The organism is Actinophytocola xinjiangensis (genome assembly GCF_001921215.1).
In the GTDB taxonomy this organism is placed as follows: domain Bacteria; phylum Actinomycetota; class Actinomycetes; order Mycobacteriales; family Pseudonocardiaceae; genus Actinophytocola; species Actinophytocola xinjiangensis.
This window is the reverse complement of record NZ_MSIF01000049.1, coordinates 1-20,298: the sequence shown is the minus strand read 5'-3', so window position 1 is coordinate 20,298 and position 20,298 is coordinate 1. Positions and strand designations below refer to the sequence as shown.

Genomic DNA, 20,298 nt, shown 5'->3' with positions numbered 1-20,298 from the left:
GCTGTGGTGCTGATGCGGAGGGCACCGAGATCTACAGTCTGCCGGTGCGCGGCGTCGTCCGCCCCCGGCCCGGCGGTCAGCCCGCCGGCCCGGCCCGCCCCGGCGGTGCGCCGGCCCCCGGCTCCGCCGGCGTGAACATGGACGGCCCGACCGAGATGATGCCGCAGGTCCACAAGCGGCGGACCGGTCCGGAGCCCGAGCTGCTCACCCACCGCGAGCCCGGCTACGACGACCCGGTCGACGACTACCGGGACGACTACCGCGACGACGACTACGACGACGAGGAAGTACCGCTGAGCCAGGACCAGAAGCGCCTGCGCCGCAAGCGGATCTGGCGCAGGGTCCGCCGTACCGGCTACGTCCTGACCGCCCTGATGATCATCCTGCCGCTGATCGGCTTCTTCGTCGCCTACCAACTCGTCGACGTGCCGAGCCCGCAGACGATCGCCAAGGACCAGGCCCAGGTCGCCAAGCTGACCTACTCCAACGACAAGCTGATCACCGAGATGCTGCCCCCCGACGGCCAGAACCGCCGGATGGTCCGGTACGAGGAACTGCCAGAGCAGGTCAAGAACGCCGTCTTCGCCGCCGAGGACGCCGAGTTCATGACCAACCCCGGCTTCGACATCGCCGGTGTGATGCGGGCCGCCTGGAACCAGCTCTCCGGTGGTCAGGGCGGTGGCTCGACGATCACCCAGCAGTACATCAAGAAGGCGACCGGCAACGAAGAGAAGTCGATCACCCGCAAGGCGCTCGAAGTGGTCCAGGCCTACAAGATGAACAACACCTACTCCAAGGAAGACATCATCACGGCCTACCTCAACACGATCTACTTCGGCCGGGGCGCCTACGGCATCGCCGCCGCCGCGAAGGCGTACTACGACAAGGAACTCAAGGACATCACCCCGTCCGAGGCGGCGCTGCTCGCCGGCATGATCCAGAGCCCGAGCCGGTTCGACGAGCCCGAGTACATGACCCGCCGGTGGGAGTTCGTGCTCGGCCAGATGGTCAACAACGGCTGGTTCCCCGCCGAGCAGGCCAAGACCGAGAAGTTCCCGCAGCCCGAGGACTGGGAGAAGCTGCGCACCAAGGCCCTCACCGACTACCGGGCGCACATCCAGCGGCGGGTGATGGACGAGCTGGCGCGCGACGCCGGCATCACCGAGCAGGACATCTTCCAGCAGGGCCTGGTCATCAAGACCACCATCGACCCGGCGGCCCAGAAGGCCGCCGTCGAGTCGGTCAAGAACGTCATGGACGACGAGTCGAAGAACATCCTGCCGGCGCTGGTCGCGGTCAAGCCCGGCTCCGGCGAGATCGTCGCCTACTACGGCGGCAACAACGGCATCGGCACCGACTGGGCCGCCGCCGAGCAGGAGCCCGGCTCGTCGTTCAAGCCGTTCGACCTGGTCGCCCTGCTGCAGAAGGGCATGGGCCTCGGCGAGGACTACGACGGCACCTCGGGGCGCACCTTCGAAGGTCGCGAGGCCCCGGTCCGCAACGCCGGCGGCGACGACTCCTGCGGCAAGGAATGCACCGTGGCCAAGGCCATGGAGAAGTCCGTCAACACCGTGTTCTACGAGATCGCCGTCGAGATCGTCGGCACCAAGGCCGTCCGGGACGCCGCCCGTCAGGCCGGTATCACCTCCGACCTCAACGGCGACAAGCCCGAGGACGCCGCCCCCGACGGCAACATCTCGATCGGCGGTGGCGACACCCGCGTGTCCACCATGGAGATGGCCTCGGCCTACGCCACGTTCGCCGCCGGCGGCATCTACAACAAGCCGCACCTGGTGTCGGAGGTCCGCTACCCGGACGGCACGGTCAAGTGGACGCCGACCCAGACCACCAAGAACGCCTTCGACAAGAACGACCCGGACAACAACGCCAAGATCGCGCGCAACGTCACCGAGTCACTCATGCCGGTGCTCGAACACTCGGACCTGGAGTGCGACGGCGACTGGGAGTGCGCCGGCAAGACCGGTACCCACCAGTTCGGCAACACCGACGACAACGCCAAGGCGTGGATGGTCGGGTACTCCCGGGAGATCTCGGCAGCGGTGTCCATGGGCGCGGAGAAGGACAAGAAACAGATCCCGCTGATCAACAGCGACGGCGACATCGTCTACGGCTCCGGCCTGCCCGGCGAGATCTGGCTCGACTTCATGAACCGCTACCACAAGAACAAGGAACCGAAGGACTTCCCCGAGTTCGAGGCGATCGGCAAGACCGTCGAGGAGTTCGAGGCGGAGAACCGGCGCACCGAGGAGACCCGCAACGAGGACGGGAACAACGGTCGCGGCAACGACGACGACGAGGACGGCCGTCCCGGTGGCGGGGGTGGTGGCAACGGCCCCAAGCCGACCGGCGGTCCGACCATCCCGACCGGTGAACCGTCGATCCCCACCGGGGAGCCGAGCATCCCGACCGATCCCGAGAACCCCGGGAACACCTTCACCCCACCGTTCCCCGGACCGGGCGACGTCACCGGTTGACCTCGGGAACCCAGGTAGCGGCCACGCGCGCCGGCGACGCCCCGTAGCATCGCCGGCGTGCCCGACCAGCCAGGCCAGCCCGACGACCCCGAGGCCGACGACCTCCCCGTCAGCACCGCCGTCAGTACCGACGGCCGGCGCGCCGGGCCCGGCCGCGAGATCGTCGGCGCCGACGGCGAGGTGGGCGACGGGCACGACGTCGTCGACGGCGAGGTCGGGGACACCGCGACGCTGACCCCCGAGCAGCGCGACGTACCGACCTGGACCGAGCCGCTGGCCGCCGCCGCCAGCACGCCGGTCGGCGGCCCGCTCGGCGACCACGCAGCGATCGGCCGGCACTGGTTCTGGACCCCGCTGCGGGTGGCGCTGCTGCTGGCGGTGATCGGCCTGACCATCGGCTGGTTCGGCAAGGCGGCCTGCGTCCAGCAGTACTTCAACGAGGACAGCCAGCAGCTGGAACTGGACTGGCGCTCCAGCCGCCCGTTCACCGCGATGTGCTACTCCGACGTCATCCCGCTGTACTCGGCCGAACGGCTCAACGAGGGCGGCTTCCCGTACGAGACCAGCTGGGTCGACGACGAGGGCAAGCCGACCGCGCACACCCGGTACATGGAGTACCCGGTGCTGACCGGCCTGTTCCAGTGGGTGAACGCGAAGCTCGCCGACGGCTGGCTCAACCTCGCCAACGCCGGCTGGCTGCCGACCGGCCTCGCGGTCACCGTGTTCTTCGACATCTCCGCGTTCTGGCTCGCGCTCGCCTGGCTGGTGACCATCTGGGCGGTGGCCAGAACGGCGCGGCTGCGGCCGTGGGACGCCGCGCTGATCGCCGCCTCACCGCTGGTGATGGTGCACGCGTTCACCAACTTCGACACCCTGGCCACCGCGTGCGCGGCGACCGCGCTGCTGGCCTGGTCGCGCCGCCGGCCGGGCCTGGCCGGTCTGCTGCTGGGCATCGGCGCGGCGGCGAAGCTGTATCCGCTGTTCCTGCTGGGGCCGCTGCTGGTGCTGTGCCTGCGCGGCGGGCGGATGCGCGAGTGGCGCAGAACCACCGTCGTGGCGTTGCTGACCTGGGCGGTGGTGAACCTGCCGATCCTGGTGGCGTTCCCCCGAGGCTGGTGGGAGTTCTTCCACCGCAACAGCCTGCGCGGCGCCGACCCGGACTCGCTGTACAACGTGGTCACCCAGTTCACCGGCTGGCCGGGTTTCGACGGGCAGCTGCCCTTCGGCCAGACCCCGGTGTGGCTGAACCTGGTCAGCGCGGGGCTGTTCCTGCTGTGCTGCGCGGGGATCGCCTACGTCGGTCTGACCGCGCCGGTGCGCCCGAGGGTCGCGCAGCTGTCGTTCCTGGTGATCGCCGCGTTCCTGCTGACCAACAAGGTGTGGAGCCCGCAGTACTCGCTGTGGCTGGTGCCGCTGGCAGTGCTGGCGGTGCCGCGCTGGCGGCTGCTGCTGGCCTGGATGACCGTCGACGCGCTGGTCTGGTTCCCGAGGATGGCCTTCTACCTGGGCGAGGACAAGAAGGGCCTGCCGGTCGAGTGGTTCCTGTCGTTCGTGGTGGTCCGCGACCTGGCGGTGATCGGCCTGTGCGCGCTGGTGATCTACGAGATCTACCGCCCGGCCAGGGACCTGGTCCGCCGGGGCGGCCACGACGACCCGCACGGCGGGGTGCTCGACGGCGCGCCCGACCGGTTCGTGGTGCGCGGCCGGCGTCAGGCGAACCGGGCCGGGGCGCGTCCGGCCGGCGGCCCGTCACCGGAACCGCCCGGATCGAGTGAACCGTCGGGATCCGGCTCGCCGCCTTCCGGATCGGTGTCGGGATCGTCGTCGACGGTCGACCGGGCGACCAGGAACGCGTAGAACAGCCCGACCAGCAACGCCGCCCTGCCCCACACGCCGACCATCACCGCCTGCGCGGCCAGCCCGTCGAAGATGCCACCGCGCTGGCCGTAGAAGATCTCGTAGAACCAGCGGAAGATGCCGATACCCATGGCGATGTCGGCCAGCAGGTAGGCCACGATCCAGCCCCACCTGATCCGCAGCAGCACGAACATCGGCACCAGCCACAACGTGTACTGCGGCGAGTGGACCTTGTGCAGCAGCAGGAACCCGCACAGCATCGCCGCCGACACCGCGACCCACGGGTAGGTGCCCTCCCGTTGGTAACGCCGCCAGCCCAGCGCGCACGCGAGCACGAACGAGAGCAGCATCAGCGTCGGCGACAGCACCCCGATCAGGTCCTGCACGGGCGCGTTGTCCGGGTTGGAATCCGGCCGCAGGCCCCAGAACCAGATGGAGTTGGTGGTGATGTCGGCCTTGCGCAGCATCTGGAAGGTGAACGACGCCCGCCAGCCCTCGAACCCGGCCACCGCGAACGGCACGTTCACCGCCACCGCGGTGCCCAGCGCCACCAGCGCCACCCGGACCGCGCCCGCCCAGTCCAGTGCCCTCCCGGCCAGTTCCCGCCCGCCCCGGCCACCGGTCAGCACGTAGAGCATCAGCGGCAGCACGAAGATCGCCGGGTACACCTTGAACGCGAAGCCGAGCCCGAGCAGCACCGAGGCGTAGGTCGCCCGCTGGATCAGCGGCCGGTCGGCGCCGCGCGCGCCCCACCCCCGGTGCACCACGTACACCGCGGCGACCGCGCACAGCACGACCGGCAGTTCCCAGTTGTGGAACGCGTAGAGCACCAGCGGCGGGCCGATCGCCCACAGCAGCGCGCGCCACCCGGCCAGCCGGCCGAGCATCCACGCCGTCGCCAGCCCGAAGGGCGCCAGCACCAGCGCGGAGAGCAGCAGGAAGTCGGCGTCGGTGTCGGCGAACAGCGCCGAGGCCCAGATGACAACGCCGGTCAGCACCGGGTACTCGACGACCCCGCCGACCGGCTGGCCGTCCTCGGTCAGGCTGCCGTTGACGTAGGGGAACACGTGCCGGTCGATGTCGCGGCCGATCCACAGGAACTGGATGTCGGAGTAGCAGACCTCCTGCTTGCTGCGCAGGTCGAAGTTGGGTTCGCTGCGGCCCCACTCGTCGAAGTCGGGGCCTGAGCAGCGGTCCTTGTTGAGGAAACCGAGCACCAGCGTGATCCCGCACAGTGCGACCAGCACGACGAGGGCCGCCGCGCCGAGCCGGGCACCGGTGCGGGGCTGGCGGCCGCCCGGGGGCGTGCCGACCTCCTCGGACACTCGACCGTCGTCCTTCCCTGACCCCGCCGCCGAGTGGACCGGCAGCATTCTCACCGCACCATCGCGGCGCGCAGGAACGCGATGTCCTCCGCCTGCCCCTCGGCGGGGGTTTCCACCACGACCGGCGCGCCGGCCTCCCTGGCCACGGATGCCAACAGCTCCGGTTCGATCATGCCATTCTTGATGTTGGCGTGACGGTCCCGGGCGGAGTCGAACTCGTCGCGCGAGCTGTTGAGGTGGACCAGGTCGATCCGGCCGGTGATGGCCTTCACCCGCTCGACGATGCCCTCCAGCGACTCGCCGGCCGCGTGGGCGTGGCAGGTGTCCAGGCAGAACCCGGCGCCGAACTCGCCGACCTTGTCCCACAGCCGGGCCAGCACGTCGAACTTGCGGGCCATGGCGTTGTCGCCGCCGGCGGTGTTCTCGATCAGGATCGGCAGCGGGAAGCCGCCGGCGTCGGCCTGACGCTCGAAGAACTTGCGCCAGTTGTCCAGGCCCTTGGCCGGGTCCTCGCCCTGCGTGACGTGCCCGCCGTGCACGATCAGGCCCTTGGCGCCGGAGGCGGCGGCCGATTCCGCGTACTGGGTGACGGTCTTGCGCGACGGGATACGGATGCGGTTGTTGGTTGAGGCGATGTTCACCGGATAGGGGGAGTGCACGAACACGTCGACGCCGGCCTCGCGGAGCGCGTCGGCCTGCGGGTGGGGCGGCTGGGCCTTCCAGCTCTGCGGGTCGCCGAGGAAGAACTGCACGACGTCCGCATCTCGCTCACGTGCCGCGCCGAGCGGGTCGTCACTGTGGATGTGGGCGCCGATGCTCATGGCAGGCGAGCGTAGTCGCCGGGCTTGACCGAGACAGGAGCCGCCCGCTGGTCCAGTTGGGTTACACACCGTCTTTCCTACCCTGGTCACGCGTCACCGTTCCGGGTTACGGTCGTTGCACCTTCAGGGCTACCGACGAGTAAAGCGGGAGGACACGTGCGACGACGCATGCGTAGTGCCGCGACCGCGCTGGCGATGCTCCTGTCGGTGTGCACCCTGGGCCTGGCCGGCAGCGGAACGGCGGCCGCCGCCGAACCGATCATCATCGGCAGCTGCCAGGCCACCGTGCGGGGCGTCCCCGGCCAGCCGGTCGCGCTCGCCCCGGCGGCCGTGCTCGGCGTGGTGACCGACGCGGTGCGCGCGGTCCCGCTCCTCGGACCGCCGCTGGCCGGCGCCGCCAACAAGGCCTTCGAGGCGCTGCCGCCCATCCCGATCGGCGCGATCCCCACCGGCAGCGGCTACCTCACCGGCGGCGACATCGCGAACGCGGTGGTCAAGGAACTGAAGAAGATCCCGCTGCTCGGCCCGGTGCTGGTCGCGGTGGTCGACACCGTGCGCTCCACCCTGACCTCGGCCTGCGTCGTGCTGGTCACCGGCACGAACGCGGTCGGCGCCCCGGTCCAGGACGGCGCCGAGGCCGTGGCCGACACCTCCGAGCAGGTCACCAGGCAGCTCCTGCCGGGCAACACCGGCCCCGGTCCGGGCGCCCCCGGCGGCCAGACTCCGGCCCCGGGCACCGGCGGCAACCCCGGGCAGGGCGGCCTGACCCCCAACCAGCCACCGCTGGGCGGGCTGGCGCCCGGCGAGTGGTCGCTCTACCCGCCCGGCCTCGGCGGGCCCGGCGGTCTGGGCGGGCTGGCCCGCTCGCCGCTGGACCTCTACGGCTCGGTGCCCTACGCCACGGCCGGCGGGTTCGCCCCGGCGCCCGGCGTCCGCTACGGCGGCGCGGTGCCCGGCTACCACCCGCAGTTCGGCATCGCCGGCGCGAACGACCCGAGCGACGACGTCCGGGCCGCCGGGCGGGCCGAGGCGCTGGAGCCGCCGGCCGGCCAGCGGATCGAGCTGCCGGTGCTGCTGGCGGTGCTGGCGTTGTCGATGGTGACCGCCGCCCTGGTGCGCACCTGGGTGCTGCGCCGAACCCCGGCCGCGACCGCCTGACCGGGTCCCCTGTAGCCTGTCCAGCGCAAGACCCCTCCTGCCACGGAGAGTCCGTGGCCGCCGAGTCCACAGGAGGTGAGTGGTCTTCATGCGTCATTACGAGGTCATGGTCATCCTCGATCCCACCCTGGACGAGCGCACGGTCGCACCGTCGCTCGACACCTTTCTCAACGTCATCCGCACCTCTGGCGGCAACGTCGAGAAGGTCGAGGTCTGGGGCAAGCGTCGGCTGTCGTTCGAGATCAACAAGAACACCGAGGGCATCTACGCGGTGCTCGACGTGAACGCGGACCCGGACGCGGTGAAGGAGCTGGACCGCCAGCTCGGCCTCCAGGAGTCGGTGCTGCGGACCAAGGTCCTGCGGCGCGACCCGGCCACGGCCTGAGGAGGTAAGCCATGGCTGGCGACACCGTCATCACCGTGATCGGCAACCTCACCGCCGACCCCGAGCTGCGGTTCACGCAGTCCGGCGCGGCGGTGGCCAACTTCACCGTGGCCTCGACCCCGAGGACCTTCGACCGCCAGAGCGGCGAGTGGAAGGACGGCGAGGCGCTGTTCCTGCGGTGCAACATCTGGCGTCAGGCGGCCGAGAACGTGGCCGAGTCGCTGACCCGTGGCGCTCGCGTGATCGTGAGCGGCCGGCTCAAGCAGCGGTCCTTCGAGACCCGTGAGGGTGAGAAGCGCACCGTCGTCGAGCTGGAGGTCGACGAGGTCGGCCCGTCGCTGCGGTACGCCACCGCGAAGGTCAACAAGGTGAGCCGGGGCAGCGGCGGTGGAGGCGGCGGCTTCGGCGGCTCCGCCAACGGCGCCCCCGCGGACGACCCGTGGGGCTCGGCCCCGCCTGCCAGTTCCGGCGGCGGCGGTGGCGGCGGCGGGTTCTCCGACGAACCGCCCTTCTGACCGACAACCCGCACGCTGTAGAGAAGACCAGGAGTAAACACGTGGCCAAGCCACCCATTCGCAAGCCCAAGAAGAAGGTCTGCGTCTTCTGCAAGGCCAAGAAGAAGGCCGAGCTGGCGCCGATCGACTACAAGGACACGACGCTGCTGCGCAAGTACATCTCCGACCGCGGCAAGATCCGTGCCCGCCGGGTCACCGGCAACTGCAGCCAGCACCAGCGTGACGTCGCCATCGCGGTGAAGAACGCGCGGGAGATGGCCCTGCTGCCCTACACCTCGACCGCACGCTGAGCTGGGGAGTCGAACGATGAAGCTCATCCTCACCGCTGACGTGTCCGGCCTGGGTGGCCCCGGCGACATCGTCGAGGTCAAGGACGGCTACGGCCGCAACTACCTGCTGCCCCGCAAGCTGGCGATCCAGGCCACCAAGGGCGCCGAGCGCCAGGTGCAGACCATCCGCCGGGCGCAGAACGCGCGGGCGATCCGGGGTCTGGACCACGCGCAGGAGGTCAAGGCGGCGCTGAACGCCGTCGACCCGGTGCCGCTCAACGCCAAGGCAGCCGCCGGTTCCGGCAAGCTGTTCGGTTCGGTCACCTCGGCCGACGTGGTCGCGGCGGTCAAGGCCGCCGGTGGCCCGGTGCTGGACAAGCGCCTGGTCGAGCTGACCGGGCACATCAAGACCGTGGGCAAGCACTCGGTGAGTGTTCGCCTGCACCCGGACGTGACGGCCAAGTTCACCGTCCAGGTCTCGGCCAACTGATCTCGTTGACCGTGCGTAGTTGATCTCCGTCAGGCCCCGCGCCAGGTGACGCACCCCGGCGCGGGGCTTGACGCTTGTCTGTTCACCCGTCGACCCGTGTGGTCCACACGTGTTGTCCACATCCGGCTGTCCACACCTGTGGGTTAACCCTGCCGAACGGCCGAAGCGCGACACGCCGAACGGCCATTTTTCCCCGACACGCCGCAGCTCACACGGAGAGTTTTTCCACAGCCAGTACCCAGGCGCTGACCAGCGCTTATTCGGCGCGCCCTGGCGCCTGTCCACAGGTTGTCCCCATGCGGGTCGACGGCTGTGGTTGGTTGTGTTCCGGCATCAACAGGTTGTCCACAGCGGCGTCCCCAACGAGGTTTGGCCAAGGCCCGCCGGGCCATCTAAGGTCCCGCGTACATCCTCGCTCCGCGTACCCGCGGCACCACCCTCGACGGTCGCCGCCGGGTACCGCGCGTCGTCTATGCTCGAACAGGTGTTCGAGAGGTAGGAGGGGTTCTCGGTGGCGATGACCGACGACCGTCCGCCGGCTTCCGCGTCCGGCGAAGGCGGGATGGACCGCCAGCCGCCGCAGGACCTGGCCGCCGAACAGAGCGTGCTCGGCGGCATGATGCTGTCCAAGGACGCCATCGCCGACGTGGTCGAGGTGCTGCGCCCCGGCGACTTCTACCGCCCGGCCCACCAGGTCGTCTACGACTGCGTCCTGGACCTCTACGGCCGGGGCGAGCCGGCCGACGCGATCACCGTGGCCGCCGAGCTCGAACGCCGGGGCGAGATCCGCCGGGTGGGCGGCGCGCCGTACCTGCACACGCTGATCGCCACCGTGCCGACCGCCGCGAACGCCGGCTACTACGCCGAGATCGTCTCGGAGAAGTCGATCCTGCGGCGGCTGGTCGAGGCCGGTACCCGGATCGTGCAGCTGGGTTACGCGGGCGCCGAGGGCGCGGACATCAACGAGGTCGTCGACCGCGCGCAGTCCTCGATCTACGAGGTCACCGAGCGCCGGATGAGCGAGGACTACGTCTCGCTGGAGGAGCTGCTCCAGCCGACGATGGACGAGATCGACGCCATCGCCTCGCGTGGCGGCTCGTCGCTGGGTGTGCCGACCGGCTTCGAGGACCTGGACGCGGTCACCAACGGCCTGCACCCCGGCCAGATGATCATCGTCGCGGCGCGTCCCGGTATCGGCAAGGCGCTGGCCCTGGACACCCCGCTGCCCACCCCGCACGGCTGGACGACCATGGGCGAGGTCGCCGTCGGTGACCGGCTGCTCGACGCCGACGGCCGACCGACCCGGGTGGTGGCGGCCACCGAGGTCCTGCGCGGCCGCCCGTGCTTCGAGGTCGAGTTCGCCGACGGCACGGTGATCGTCGCCGACGCCCGGCACCAGTGGCTGACCACCGCCGGTGGTGTCACCCGGATCCGCACGACCGAGCGGCTCGCCGCGACCGTCGCCGATGGCCACACGGTCGCCGACCCCCGCCCGTTGGACCTGCCGGAGCGGGACCTGCCGATCCCGCCGTACACGCTGGGGGTGTGGCTGGCCACCGGCCACCCGGCCGACCCGGAGCTGGGTTGGCTGGTCGAGGCCGACGGCGAGCCGAGGATCCCGGCCGGGTACCTGCGGGCGGGTCTGGCCCAGCGCCGCGCGCTGCTCGCCGGCCTCGCCGACGGCGCCGGCACGGTCCTGCCGGACGGCGCGGTGCGCCTGCCGGCGGCCGGCCCGGGTCTGGCCGGGGACCTGCGCGACCTGCTCGCCGGCCTCGGCCACCCCGCGCGGGGCGGCGGGGTGATCGAGTTCCGCACCGAGGACGACGTCTTCCGCCTGGAGCGCAAACGTTTGGCGCACAAGGACGCGCGCGGCCCGGCCGACGCCGGCCGGCTGGTGGTCGACGTGCGCCCGGTGCCCACCACCGAGGTGCGGTGTGTCGAGGTGGACAACGCCGAGCACCTGTACCTGGCCGGCCGTTCGATGGTCCCCACGCACAACTCGACGCTCGGCCTGGACTTCACCAGGTCCTGCAGCGTCAAGCACGGCATGACCAGCGTCATCTTCTCGCTGGAGATGAGCCGGACCGAGATCGTGATGCGCATGCTCTCGGCCGAGGCCAAGATCCGCCTGGCCGACATGCGCGGCGGCCGGATGACCGACGACGACTGGACCAGGCTGGCCCGGCGGATGAGTGAGGTCAGCGAGGCGCCGCTGTTCGTCGACGACTCCCCGAACATGACCATGATGGAGATCCGCGCGAAGGCCAGGCGGCTCAAGCAGCGCCACGACCTGAAGCTGGTCGTGGTCGACTACATGCAGCTGATGACCTCCGGCAAGCGCGTGGAGTCCCGCCAGCAGGAGGTCTCGGAGTTCTCCCGGCAGCTCAAGCTGCTGGCCAAGGAGCTCGAGGTGCCGGTGGTGGCGATCAGCCAGCTCAACCGTGGCCCCGAGCAGCGCACCGACAAGCGGCCGATGCTCTCCGACCTGCGCGAGTCTGGCTCGCTGGAGCAGGACGCCGACATGGTCATCCTGATCCACCGCCCGGACGCCTTCGAACGGGACGACCCGCGCGCCGGCGAGGCCGACCTGATCCTGGGCAAGCACCGTGCCGGCCCGACGGCCACGGTCACCGTCGCCCACCAGCTGCACTACTCCCGTTTCACCGACCTGGCCCAGGGCTGAGCCGGCGGCGGTTCAGCTCGACCTCACGTCCGCGAGGGAGCCGGGTTCATGGTGCCCGCGGGCTGCCGATCCTCGCGTCAAGCGGGCCGTTCCGCCGCCCTTTCGTAGGCGGCGCGCGCGACGGCGACCTGCTGGCGATGCTCGCGGGTCCAGGCCACCAGCGGGGCGATGGCGTCGAGCAGGGTCGCGCCGAGCGGTGTCAGGGCGTACTCGACCTGGGGTGGCACGACCTCGTGCACGGTGCGGGTGACCAGCCCGTCGCGTTCCAGCCGGCGCAGGGTCAGCGTCAGCATCCGCTGGCTGATGTCGTCGACGGCGCGGCGCAGCTCGTTGAACCTCCGGGTGCCGGTGCCCAGCAGCTCGACGATCAGCAGCGACCACTTGTCGGACAGTCGGTCGAGCACGTCTCGTATCTCGCAGCTGCGGGTCTCGGCGACGGCGGGCAGCGCGTTGTCCATGTCGCGGTAACACGAATGTGCCTTCTTCCGTTCCCCACCGCGGTGTCGGATCGTGAGGACGTCCCACCGGAGGCGAGAGGAACGGGTGTGATGACGGCACCGAAGATCGGCGTGATGCTGCCGACGATGACCGAGCGCGGCGGCGAGCTGACCGACGTCGGCCGCGCGGCGCGGCACGCCGAGGATCTCGGACTGGAGTCGGTGTGGGCCGTCGACCAGCTCGTCGCCGGCTCCGGCGTGCCACTGCTGGAGAGCACGGTCGCGCTGACCGCCGCGGCGGCGACCACCAGCCGGATCCGGCTCGGCTACGGCGTGCTGGTCCTGCCGCTGCGGCCGGCCGTCTGGACCGCCAAGCAGGTCGCGTCGCTGCAACACGTCTCCGGGGACCGGGTGCTGCTCGGCATCGGGGTCGGCGGCGACCGGCACGCGCTGTCCTGGGAAGCGGCCGGCGTCTCCCGCCGCGAGCGGGGCCGCCGCACCGACGACGCGCTCGCCGTGCTGCCCGACCTGATCGCCGGCCGCCCGAGCCGGGTCGCCGGCGCCACGGTCCAGCTCGCTCCCGGTGTCCCGGTGCCGCCGATCATCGTCGGTGGCCTGTCGCCGGCCGCCCTGGCCCGTGCGGCGACCTACGGCGACGGCTGGTTCGCGCTACCGGTCCCTGACGAGCTGTTGGCCGCGACCGTCGGCCGGCTCGCCGAGCTGGCCGCGGCCAGGGGCCGGCCGACCCCCGAGGTCACCAGCAGCGTGCTCGCCGCCCTCGACGGCGACCCGGCGCGGCCCGACCGGGCCGGCCTGACCCGTCGGCTGACCGATCCGAACGGCATGTTCGGCATGCCAGGCGAGGCCGTCGACACGGTCGTGGTCGGCGGCCCGGACAGCCTCTCCGACCGGATCGGCGCCGTTCACGTCGCCGGCGCCGACCGGGTGATCGTGTCCGTGGCCGGCGGCGACTGGTTCCGCCAGACCGAACTGGTGGCCACGGCCGCCGCGCTGCTCTGACACCGTCCGGAACAGGCCGTCCGGGACCGGTCCCGGCCTCCGTCGCGACACTGGGCCCATGACTGAGCCGGCCCGACGTCCGTTGCGCCCGCCCGTGCTGATCGGCGCCCTGGTGGCGCTGCCCCTGGCCGCGCTGCTGTTCGCCATGACGGAGATGAACGTCGGCGCGCGGGGGAGTCTCTCCTCGATGGCCCTGCTGATCTCCCTGTTGGCCGTCCGGTTCAACTGGGCTCGGCTGACGTCGGTCGCCGTGCTGGCCTTCCTGACCGTCCTGTGGGTGCCGGTCATCATCGTCCACCTGGATGACGGCGTGAGTCAGGCCGCGAGCTACACACTGATCGGCGCGGTCGTCTTCGTGGTGGGTGCGGTGCTGGCCTTCCTGGCTCCATCGAACCTGTACTACCAGCAGGCCGCCGACTGGCGGCGCAGCCGGAAACAACGGTCCACCTGAGGTCCCAGGTGCCACCTTGGTGCCATTCTGAGCCAAACCGGGTTGTCATGGCACCACGCGTGTGCCATAGTGGTGCCATGGATCTGACGACGTATGTGGGCAACCTCGGGCGCGAGTTCGCCACGCTCGCCGAGGCGGGCGGCGAGGAGGCACGCGCGCTCGTCGAACGCCTCACCGGACCGCTGGAGTCAGCGATCCGGATGACCCTGCTGGAGGCGCTGGCCGGCGCCGCCGACGAGATCACCAGCGACCTGGCCCCCGGCTCGGTCGAACTGCGCCTGCGCGGGCGTGACCCGAGTTTCGTCGTCACCCAGCCGCCGGCCGCACCGGCCCAGGACACGACCACCACCCCCGAGAACCCGGACACCGACGCCGAGACGCCGTTCAGCGAGGACGGCCCCACGGCCCGGATCAACGTCCGCCTGCCCGAGCAGCTCAAGGCCGCGGTCGAGGAGGCCGCCGCCCGCGAGGGCCGCTCGGTCAACGCCTGGCTGGTCCGCGCCGCCACGACCGCCCTGACGCGCGTCGAGGAACGCCCGCGCCAGCCCACCGGCAAACCGGGCCGCCAGCGGCTGTCCGGCTGGGTCCGCTGACCCGACCGCACGTCACCACCACACGTCCCTGACCTGCGGGGACGCCCACCAGCAACGTGATGAGGGAACACCCATGCCTGTGTACGACACCCCGGAACCCGTCTCGCTCAGCCTCGAACTCGGCACCACCAGGCTCCGCGTCACCGCCAGCGACCGGACCGACACCGCCGTCGACGTGCGGCCCACCGACCCGGACGACCAGTCCGACGTGCAGGCCGCCCGCAAGGTCCGCGTCGAACACACCAACGGCACCATCCAGATCACCGGCCCGAAGGCCCGCGCCTTCGACTTCTCCAAGCAGAGCCGGTCGGTCGACATCACCCTCGACGTGCCCACCGGCTCGCGGCTGGCCGCCGAGGTGCAGGTCGGCGGCCTCGACGCCGCCGGACGCCTCGGCGAGTGCCGGTTCAAGTCCGCCGTGGGCACCGTCCGGGTGGAGCGCACCGGCCCGCTGCGCGTGGACCTGGGCGCCGGCGGGGCCAGCGCCAGGGAGATCGCCGGCGACGCCGACGTGCACACCGGCTCCGGTGACGTCCACCTCGGCGACGTCGAGGGCGGCGCGGTGGTGAAGAACTCCAACGGCAACACCGAGATCGACTCGGCCGCCGGCGACATCCGGGTCCGTGCGGCCAACGGCACCATCACCGTCGGCCGGGCCGGCGCCGGCGTGGACGCCAAGACCTCCAACGGGCGCATCCGGATCGGCGAGGTGGTCCGAGGCTCGGTCGTGCTCGGCACCGCGATGGGCGACCTGGAGGTCGGCATCGCCCGGGGCACCGCCGCCTGGCTGGAGGTCAACACCGCCTTCGGCCACGTGGACAACGAACTCGACGACACCGCCCGGCCCGACGAGTCCGACCGGACCGTCGAGATCCGCGGGCACACCGCCTTCGGCGACATCACCATCCGACGCTCCTGAACCCCCGCCCACGGAAAGGGACACCCATGACCACCCACGAACACCCGTCGGCGATCACGGTCAGCGGGCTGCGCAAGTCCTACGGCGACCACGTCGTGCTCGCCGGCCTCGACCTGGACGTGCCCAGCGGCACCGTCTACTCGCTGCTCGGCGCGAACGGCGCCGGCAAGACCACCACCGTCAAGATCCTCACCACGCTGATCGCCGCCGGTGGCGGGGCCGCCAGCGTCGCCGGGCACGACCTGGCCACCGAGCCGGATGCGGTCCGCGCGGCGATCGGCGTCACCGGCCAGTTCTCCGCCGTGGACAACCTGCTCACCGGCCGGGAGAACCTCCTGCTGATGGCCGACCTGAACCATCTCCCCCGCGCCGGCGGCCAGCGCCGGGTCACCGAACTGCTCGACCTGTTCGACCTGACCGACGCCGCCGGCAAACCGGCCGCCACCTACTCCGGCGGCATGCGGCGGCGGCTGGACCTGGCGATGACCCTGGTCGGCGACCCCCGGGTGATCTTCCTCGACGAGCCGACGACCGGCCTGGACCCGCGCAGCCGCCGCGCCATGTGGCGGATCGTGCGGGAGCTGGTCGCCGGCGGCGTCACCATCTTCCTCACCACCCAGTACCTCGACGAGGCCGACGAGCTGGCAGACCGGATCGGCGTGCTCGACCACGGCCGGCTGGTCGCCGAGGGCACCGCCGACGAACTCAAGCGACGCCTGCCCGGCGGCCACGTCCGGCTGCGCTTCACCGACCCGGACGCCCTCGACGACGCCCACCGCGTGCTGCCCCAGTCCACCCGCGACGAGGACGACGCGCTCTGCCTGCGGGTTCCCGGCGACGGCAGCCCCCGCTCGCTCAAGTCCCTGATCGACCGCCTCGACGAGTGGTCGGTCGACGTCGAGGAGCTGACCGTGCACACCCCCGACCTCGACGACGTGTTCCTCGCCCTGACCGGCAACCCCACCGACGAGAAGGTGACCGTCCGATGACCACCCTGGCCGTCCCCGCCGCCCGGTTCCACCCGTTACGCGACTCGGCGACGATGCTGCGCCGCAACCTGCGCCGGATGGTGCGCTACCCGTCGATGACCCTGATGCTGGTCGCGATGCCGGTGGTGTTCCTGCTGCTGTTCGTCTACGTCTTCGGCGGCACGCTCGGCGCCGGGATCGGCGGGAGCGCCGCCGGCCGCGCCGAGTACGCCAACTACGTCGCCCCCGCCATCATCCTGATGACGGTGACCGCCACCGTGCAGGGCACCGCGATCTCCATCGCCATGGACCTCACCGAGGGCATCATCGCCCGGTTCCGCACGATGCACATCGCCCGCGTCTCGGTGCTCACCGGGCACGTCGTGGGCAGCGTCCTGCAGGCGGTGTTCAGCCTGGCGATCGTGATCGGCTTCGCCGTGCTGGTCGGGTTCCGCCCCACCGCCGGGCTCGGCGGCTGGCTGGCCGCCTCCGGGTTCCTGGTCGTGGTGACCTTCGCGCTGGTGTGGCTCGCGGTCGCGCTCGGCCAGGTCTCCAAGACCGTCGAGACGGCCAGCAACCTGCCGATGCCGCTGATGATGCTGCCCTTCCTCGGCAGCGGGTTCGTGCCGACCGACTCGATGCCCACGGTGCTGCGCTGGTTCGCCGAGTACCAGCCGTTCACCCCGATCATCGAGACCCTGCGCGGGCTGCTGACCGACCGGCCGCTGGGCAACGAGCCGTGGATCGCGCTCGGCTGGTGCGCGGTCATCGCCCTCGGCGGCTACCTGTGGTCCAGGAAGTTGTTCGCCCGCGAGGACGACCGCTGACCCACCCCGCCGCCACGCCAAGGCAAGGAGTCCGCGATGACGCACGATCCCCTTCCCGCGCCCCTTCCCGAGCCCCTTCCGGCGCTGCCCCTGGACCGGCCGGCGGGCTGCCCGTTCGATCCGCCGGCCGAACTCGGCCCGCTGCGCGACCAGCGCCCGCTGACCAGGCTGACCTACCCCGACGGTCACGTCGGCTGGCTGGTCACCGGGTACGCCGCCACCCGTGCGGTGCTGGCCGACCGGCGGTTCAGCTCCCGCTACGAACTGGCGCACTTCCCGCTGCCCGGCCTGGAGGAGTTCGACGAGCTGCCGCCGGCCACGGTCGGCGACATGACCGGCATGGACGCCCCCGAGCACACCCGTTTCCGCCGGCTGCTCGCCGGCCGGTTCACCGTCCGCCGGATGCGGCTGCTGACCGAGCGGGTCGAGCAGGTCACCGCCGAGCACCTGGACGCGATGGCCGCCCACGGCCCGGAGGTCGACCTGGTCGGCGCCTTCGCCCACCCGGTGCCGGCCGTGATGATCTGCGAGCTGCTCGGTGTCCCCTACGCCGACCGCGACCGCTTCCAGGGCCGTGCGGCGACGGTGATGGACGTGACCGCGACCGTCGAGGACCGCGGCACGGCGATGACCGAGCTGGCCGGGTACCTGGCCGAGCTGGTCGCGGCCAAACGCGCCGAGCCGACCGACGACCTGCTCAGCGACCTCACCCCCAGCGACCTCACCGACGAGGAGCTGGCCGGGGTCGGCAGCTTCCTGCTCCAGGCCGGGCTGGACACCACCGCCAACATGATCGCGCTCGGCACGTTCGCGCTGCTCGGCGATCCCGGCCAGCGCGCCGCGCTGCACGCCGACCCCGCCCGGGCGGTCGAGGAACTGCTGCGCCACCTGACGATCGCGCACACCGGCCTGCGCGCGGCGGTGGCCGACGTCGAGCTGGACGGGCAGCTGATCCGGGCCGGCGAGTCGGTGACGATCTCCGTCCAGGCCGCCAACCGCGACCCGCGACGGTTCGCCGACCCCGACCGGCTCGACCTGACCCGCGACGCCACCGGGCACCTGTCCTTCGGCCACGGCATCCACCAGTGCCTTGGCCAGCAGCTGGCCAGGGTGGAGCTGCGGGTCGCGCTCCCGGCGCTGTTCGCCCGGTTCCCGACGCTGCGCCTGGCCGTGCCGCCCGGCGACGTGCCGGTGCGCCCCGGCCACCAGAACATCCACGGCGTCGACCGGCTCCCGGTCACCTGGGACCAGGACTGACACCCACGCGCAAGGGCCCGGGAGCGGTTGCTCCCGGGCCCTCCGCTCACGAAATCCGATCAGCCGATCGGACGGTTGAACAGGCTCGCCAGCGCGGCCCGGGTGTCGGTCAGCGTGCTCGGGTCCACCACCGGGAAGCCCGCCATGGCCGGCATGGCGCGCAGCGACGGCGCCCGCAGGTCACTCAGGGAGGGCAGGGCCGGCAGGATCTGGGTGACGTCCAGGTCCTCGACCGCCGGCAGCGGCGCGGTGCGCGCGGGGGCGGCCGGGGCGGTGTCGGCGGCCGGGGCGGGCAGGACCGCCGGCAGCTCGGTGGTCTCCTGCTGGTCCAGCGGCCGCTGCGGCAGCAGGCCGGTCGACTGGGCGGTCTGCGCCAGGGTGAACAGGTCACCGACGATCGGCAGGCTCTCGACCTCGAACAGGTCGCCCGAGATCGGGCCGAACGGGTTGGTGACGTTGAGCTGGGGCTGGTCCCGCTGCTGGGCGGGCAGCGTCCGGTCGGCCGACAGCTGGTCGGTGAGGTTGGCCAGCACACCGCTGAACACCCCGGCGAGGTCGTCGACCGGGTCGGTGACCGGCGCCTCGTCGCGTTGCAGCGACCGGCCGAGCGGCAGCAGCGTCGGCAGCTGCGTCGGCACCGTCTCCAGGCGGTTGAGCGGCAGGTTGATGTGCGACCCGTCGGCGACGTCGGGCGGGCTGAGCTTGCTGATCCTGCTGAGCGCCCGGCTCAGGACGTCAGCCGGCACGTCGAAGACCGGAAACCTGTCAGCGACCTGGGTCGCGAGTCCCTGCACAACCGCACCTCCCTCACCGGTGTCGGCCGGCTGGTCGCCGGCCGTGTTCCTGGTCGCGCCCTGGCCGTCCGGGACGACGGTCAGGTCGCCGGTCAGCAGGCCGGGGCCGGTCTGCTGGGTCTGGTTCTGGCTGGCCTCGATCAGCCCGCCGGAGATGTCGAGCAGCTCCTCGCCCAGACCGTCGCCGGTGCCGGACAGGTCCGCGCCCGCCTGGTGCAGCCGGGCCGGCAGGTGGCCGAGGTCGGCGATCTCCCGGACGCTGGTCAGGTCGGTGGTCAGCCCGTAGCGGTTGTCGCCGACGACACCGTCGGCCTGGGCCTCCTGGCCGGTCAGGCCGATCGAGCCGCTGTCGACCCGGATCGGCGCGACCCAGCCGGTGGCCTGGTTGAGCGTGAACGGCTCGTCGCCGGTGTGCTCGGGGATGGCGTCGGCGGCCGACGGGAGGGCAGCGGTGTCCACGTCGTCCTGGGCCGGGGGCGGCGCGGGAGCGGTCCCGTCCTGCTGGGTCAGGCCCGCGACGACGTCCTGGGCGATGCCCTCGGCCGTGTCGGTGACCGCCTGGTTGACCGACTCGGTGACCCCGTCACCGGCCATCCAGTCACCGACCTGGCCGAGCACCGGGATGTCGCGGGTGGCGTCGTCGATGGTGTTGAGGTCGACGTCGCGACCCAGTGCGGTGGTCTGTGTGGTGTCGAGGGGGGACGCCGGCCCGTCGGGGTTGACGTCCTCGTCCGCCGAAGCGATGCCGGTGCCCAGCATCAGCATGCCGCCGGTGACTAGCGCGGTCTGGATTCCGCGCTTCGCCCAAGTCTGCATCGGGGTGATGCTCCTTTCCTGTCCCTGTCTGGGTTGTGACGAGTGGTCTGGGGTGCGCACGCCGGGCGAGGCCGGGGCAGGCGACCACCCGGTCCGAAGGCGGGCACGGGCCCGCCCTGGGCTGTGGTGGCGCGCCGGCCTCAGTCGGGCGCGCTGCCCGGCCGGTCGCCGGTGCGGCCGGCGACGGTGGTGCCGGCGCCGGCGGCGGTGTGGCCGCG

The 20,298-nt window shown here is 71.7% G+C and carries 18 protein-coding genes and 1 pseudogene; 15 read left to right on the top strand and 4 right to left on the bottom strand.

Annotated elements, in window-relative coordinates:
• The coding region (locus BLA60_RS41495) for a transglycosylase domain-containing protein (protein WP_211289029.1) at positions 1–2,495 on the top strand (2,495 nt) is incomplete at its 5' end.
• 180 nt (positions 2,496–2,675) lie between these two features.
• Positions 2,676–4,352 (top strand): glycosyltransferase family 87 protein, encoded by a 1,677-nt coding sequence (locus BLA60_RS41490; protein ID WP_084736188.1) that lies wholly within the window; start codon positions 2,676–2,678, stop codon positions 4,350–4,352.
• On the opposite strand, the pseudogene BLA60_RS46065 reads toward BLA60_RS41490, so the two are convergent.
• Both BLA60_RS46065 and BLA60_RS41480 read right to left on the bottom strand, forming a co-directional pair.
• Positions 4,313–5,677 (bottom strand): annotated as a pseudogene (locus BLA60_RS46065) (glycosyltransferase family 87 protein); the annotation flags it as partial. The gene BLA60_RS41490 and the pseudogene BLA60_RS46065 sit on opposite strands and share 40 nt — an antisense overlap.
• Before the next feature lie 50 nt (positions 5,678–5,727).
• Positions 5,728–6,498, bottom strand: a complete 771-nt coding sequence (locus BLA60_RS41480; protein WP_075138598.1) for a deoxyribonuclease IV — start codon at positions 6,496–6,498, stop codon at positions 5,728–5,730.
• Between the two features lie 168 nt (positions 6,499–6,666).
• Here BLA60_RS41480 and BLA60_RS41475 point away from each other — a divergent pair, with 168 nt between their 5' ends.
• The 6 genes from BLA60_RS41475 to dnaB all read left to right on the top strand — a co-directional run bounded on the left by BLA60_RS41475 (position 6,667) and on the right by dnaB (position 11,998).
• On the top strand, positions 6,667–7,656 hold the full coding sequence (locus tag BLA60_RS41475) for a hypothetical protein (RefSeq protein WP_075138597.1): 990 nt from the start codon (positions 6,667–6,669) through the stop codon (positions 7,654–7,656).
• An 88-nt stretch (positions 7,657–7,744) separates the two neighbouring features.
• Positions 7,745–8,041 carry a 30S ribosomal protein S6 gene (gene rpsF / locus BLA60_RS41470; RefSeq protein WP_075138601.1) on the top strand — a complete coding sequence of 99 codons (297 nt, stop codon included), beginning with the start codon at positions 7,745–7,747 and terminating at the stop codon, positions 8,039–8,041.
• An 11-nt stretch (positions 8,042–8,052) separates the two neighbouring features.
• On the top strand, positions 8,053–8,556 hold the full coding sequence (locus BLA60_RS41465; RefSeq protein WP_075138596.1) for a single-stranded DNA-binding protein: 504 nt from the start codon (positions 8,053–8,055) through the stop codon (positions 8,554–8,556).
• Positions 8,557–8,597: 41 nt separating this feature from the next.
• Complete coding sequence (gene rpsR / locus BLA60_RS41460) at positions 8,598–8,846, top strand: 30S ribosomal protein S18 (protein ID WP_075138595.1); 249 nt, start codon at positions 8,598–8,600, stop codon at positions 8,844–8,846.
• Between the two features lie 16 nt (positions 8,847–8,862).
• Positions 8,863–9,315 (top strand): 50S ribosomal protein L9, encoded by a 453-nt coding sequence (gene rplI, locus BLA60_RS41455; protein ID WP_075138594.1) that lies wholly within the window; start codon positions 8,863–8,865, stop codon positions 9,313–9,315.
• A 511-nt stretch (positions 9,316–9,826) separates the two neighbouring features.
• Positions 9,827–11,998, top strand: a complete 2,172-nt coding sequence (gene dnaB, locus BLA60_RS41450; RefSeq protein ID WP_075138593.1) for a replicative DNA helicase — start codon at positions 9,827–9,829, stop codon at positions 11,996–11,998.
• Between the two features lie 77 nt (positions 11,999–12,075).
• Here dnaB and BLA60_RS41445 read toward each other — a convergent pair whose 3' ends face one another.
• On the bottom strand, positions 12,076–12,456 hold the full coding sequence (locus BLA60_RS41445; protein WP_075138592.1) for a winged helix-turn-helix transcriptional regulator: 381 nt from the start codon (positions 12,454–12,456) through the stop codon (positions 12,076–12,078).
• 90 nt (positions 12,457–12,546) lie between these two features.
• On the opposite strand from BLA60_RS41445, the gene BLA60_RS41440 reads away from it, so the two are divergent.
• From BLA60_RS41440 to BLA60_RS41410, 7 genes are all read left to right on the top strand, one after another.
• Complete coding sequence (locus BLA60_RS41440) at positions 12,547–13,455, top strand: LLM class flavin-dependent oxidoreductase (RefSeq protein WP_075138591.1); 909 nt, start codon at positions 12,547–12,549, stop codon at positions 13,453–13,455.
• Positions 13,456–13,513: 58 nt separating this feature from the next.
• Positions 13,514–13,906, top strand: coding sequence for a hypothetical protein (locus BLA60_RS41435; protein ID WP_154814990.1), 393 nt, complete (start codon positions 13,514–13,516; stop codon positions 13,904–13,906).
• A gap of 77 nt (positions 13,907–13,983) precedes the next feature.
• Positions 13,984–14,499, top strand: coding sequence for a YlcI/YnfO family protein (locus tag BLA60_RS41430; protein ID WP_075138589.1), 516 nt, complete (start codon positions 13,984–13,986; stop codon positions 14,497–14,499).
• Positions 14,500–14,572: 73 nt separating this feature from the next.
• Positions 14,573–15,418: a DUF4097 family beta strand repeat-containing protein gene (locus BLA60_RS41425; protein ID WP_075138588.1), complete on the top strand. Its 846-nt coding sequence runs from the start codon at positions 14,573–14,575 to the stop codon at positions 15,416–15,418.
• 26 nt (positions 15,419–15,444) lie between these two features.
• Positions 15,445–16,407 (top strand): ATP-binding cassette domain-containing protein, encoded by a 963-nt coding sequence (locus tag BLA60_RS41420; RefSeq protein WP_075138587.1) that lies wholly within the window; start codon positions 15,445–15,447, stop codon positions 16,405–16,407.
• On the top strand, positions 16,404–17,213 hold the full coding sequence (locus BLA60_RS41415; protein ID WP_075138586.1) for an ABC transporter permease: 810 nt from the start codon (positions 16,404–16,406) through the stop codon (positions 17,211–17,213). Before BLA60_RS41420 ends, BLA60_RS41415 begins: the two co-directional genes overlap by 4 nt.
• Before the next feature lie 36 nt (positions 17,214–17,249).
• Positions 17,250–18,470, top strand: coding sequence for a cytochrome P450 (locus BLA60_RS41410; protein WP_075138585.1), 1,221 nt, complete (start codon positions 17,250–17,252; stop codon positions 18,468–18,470).
• 59 nt (positions 18,471–18,529) lie between these two features.
• Here the strand turns inward: BLA60_RS41410 and BLA60_RS41405 are convergent, their stop codons facing one another.
• Complete coding sequence (locus BLA60_RS41405; RefSeq protein WP_084736185.1) at positions 18,530–20,080, bottom strand: hypothetical protein; 1,551 nt, start codon at positions 20,078–20,080, stop codon at positions 18,530–18,532.
• Positions 20,081–20,298: the final 218 nt, after the last annotated feature.

Excerpts from the sequence above, each read along its gene's own strand:
- BLA60_RS41480 (WP_075138598.1), bottom strand. The coding sequence starts at position 6,498 with ATGAGCATCGGCGCCCACATCCACAGTGACGACCCGCTCGGCGCGGCA.
- BLA60_RS41475 (WP_075138597.1), top strand. The coding sequence starts at position 6,667 with ATGCGTAGTGCCGCGACCGCGCTGGCGATGCTCCTGTCGGTGTGCACC.
- rpsF (WP_075138601.1), top strand. The coding sequence starts at position 7,745 with ATGCGTCATTACGAGGTCATGGTCATCCTCGATCCCACCCTGGACGAG.
- BLA60_RS41465 (WP_075138596.1), top strand. The coding sequence starts at position 8,053 with ATGGCTGGCGACACCGTCATCACCGTGATCGGCAACCTCACCGCCGAC.
- rplI (WP_075138594.1), top strand. The coding sequence starts at position 8,863 with ATGAAGCTCATCCTCACCGCTGACGTGTCCGGCCTGGGTGGCCCCGGC.
- BLA60_RS41445 (WP_075138592.1), bottom strand. The coding sequence starts at position 12,456 with ATGGACAACGCGCTGCCCGCCGTCGCCGAGACCCGCAGCTGCGAGATA.
- BLA60_RS41440 (WP_075138591.1), top strand. The coding sequence starts at position 12,547 with ATGACGGCACCGAAGATCGGCGTGATGCTGCCGACGATGACCGAGCGC.
- BLA60_RS41435 (WP_154814990.1), top strand. The coding sequence starts at position 13,514 with ATGACTGAGCCGGCCCGACGTCCGTTGCGCCCGCCCGTGCTGATCGGC.
- BLA60_RS41430 (WP_075138589.1), top strand. The coding sequence starts at position 13,984 with ATGGATCTGACGACGTATGTGGGCAACCTCGGGCGCGAGTTCGCCACG.
- BLA60_RS41425 (WP_075138588.1), top strand. The coding sequence starts at position 14,573 with ATGCCTGTGTACGACACCCCGGAACCCGTCTCGCTCAGCCTCGAACTC.
- BLA60_RS41420 (WP_075138587.1), top strand. The coding sequence starts at position 15,445 with ATGACCACCCACGAACACCCGTCGGCGATCACGGTCAGCGGGCTGCGC.
- BLA60_RS41415 (WP_075138586.1), top strand. The coding sequence starts at position 16,404 with ATGACCACCCTGGCCGTCCCCGCCGCCCGGTTCCACCCGTTACGCGAC.
- BLA60_RS41410 (WP_075138585.1), top strand. The coding sequence starts at position 17,250 with ATGACGCACGATCCCCTTCCCGCGCCCCTTCCCGAGCCCCTTCCGGCG.
- BLA60_RS41405 (WP_084736185.1), bottom strand. The coding sequence starts at position 20,080 with ATGCAGACTTGGGCGAAGCGCGGAATCCAGACCGCGCTAGTCACCGGC.